The sequence below is a fragment of the Streptomyces sp. NPDC026394 genome (assembly GCF_055567735.1).
Genome location: NZ_JBVHPX010000071.1, coordinates 1 through 1,454, shown reverse-complemented (window position 1 = coordinate 1,454; position 1,454 = coordinate 1). Strand labels below are relative to the sequence as shown.

The 1,454-nt window shown below is 69.3% G+C and carries 2 protein-coding genes; one reads left to right on the top strand and one right to left on the bottom strand.

The window, feature by feature from the left end:
- On the top strand, positions 1-247 hold a 247-nt coding region (locus ACZ4QV_RS42470; RefSeq protein WP_467764571.1), incomplete at its 5' end, for a hypothetical protein.
- Here the strand turns inward: ACZ4QV_RS42470 and ACZ4QV_RS42465 are convergent.
- Positions 222-1,394: an IS4 family transposase gene (locus ACZ4QV_RS42465; protein WP_467764570.1), complete on the bottom strand. Its 1,173-nt coding sequence runs from the start codon at positions 1,392-1,394 to the stop codon at positions 222-224. The two genes, ACZ4QV_RS42470 and ACZ4QV_RS42465, sit on opposite strands and share 26 nt — an antisense overlap.
- Positions 1,395-1,454: the final 60 nt, after the last annotated feature.

Here is a 1,454-nt window from a genome sequence, read left to right as displayed (position 1 = left end):
CAATGCCGTTGTTTTATGGATCTGCGCGTTGAGGTCGTTGGATGCGTACGGCTCTGACACCGGTGCGGGTGGGCTGGGGCCAGGTGTGGTGTCCGATCCGTTTGAGCCGGTAGTTGGACATCTTGCGTTTGACGACGCGGGGCTGGCTGCGCAGGCGTCTTGCGGGCAGCAGTCGTTCCAGCAGATCGTGCTGCAGCAGGTGGAATGCTCTGACCAGCAGGTCAGGGGGAAAAACCGCCCGGTGTGACGGTCACGCTGCGCCGGGCGGAGCGCAGGGTTTCGGTGAAGGAGATCCGGTCGGGATCAAGGCGGCGGGCAGCAGCCGTTTCGAGCATCAGCTCGCGCAGGGCCCGGTGGACCAGCAGATGTGCCCAGATCTGCTGGCACACACCATCTGGGGTCTTGCTGGCAAGCACGACGCGGACACCGCGCTGGCAGGTCTTGAGTTCGGCGAAGACCGCCTCGGCCTCCCAGCGCTCACGGTAGAGCACGGCCAGCTGGCGGGCGGGATGACGGCGGGCGTCGAGCAGGCTGGTCACCAGCCGGTAACCGACGGCCGCCCGGCCGGTGCCGGCGAGCTGGTAGGCCACCACCCGGACAGTGACCGGGTCCTGGTGGCCGGGATCGGTGCAGGCATGGATACGGGACAGCCAGGACCCGTCCGGCAGGCGCTTGTCGACGGGCAGGACACGGTTGCCCGGCACCCGCCACAGCAGATCGGCGCCGGTGGCGGTGAAGGCCCGCCACAACGGCACCCCAAGGAACTCCCGGTCGGCCAGGACGAGCTGGCCCGGGCCGCAGGAACGGGGCAGGCGCCCGGCCAGGGTGACTTCTCCGGTTCGGCAGCCGGCCAGCTCCGCGTCCAGCACCAGATGCGTGCCGGTCTCCACCAGGCAGGCCATCCGCACCTGCGGAAACGAGCTCTTCTCGGTGCCGCGGCTGTTGCCGGGACGGCCGAAGGCGGCCTCGTTGGCAGGTGTGTCGGCCACGTCCCAGCAGGTGCCGTCCACCGCCAGCAGCCGCAGCCCCCGCCAGAACACCCCCGGTGTGTCCTCGGTGCCCATCGGCTTCGCCGTTGTGGTGAACAGCACCCGCAGCGGCTCGCATCCCAGCCGCTGCCGGGCCCGGAACAGCGACGGCTTCCCCGGAATACGCCACTCACCCAGCAGCCCCTGGCTTCTCAGGCCCTCGACCAAGTGCCGCATCACCTCCAGATACGGAGCCGGCGAGAACAGCGCCAGCCCCAACACGAAGTACATCACCAGCCGGGCCGGCAGAAGACGTCTGCGCTGCTCCGCCCGCCCGCAGGCGGTCACCACCCGGTCCACCAGCCCCGGCGGATACACCCAGGTCAACAGCCCCAGACCCGACAACTCCGACACGCTCGCAGACACCCAAACCACCCCCGGCGGCCACCAAGCAGCCTACGCCGTCAGCAAAGGCAACGGCATTGC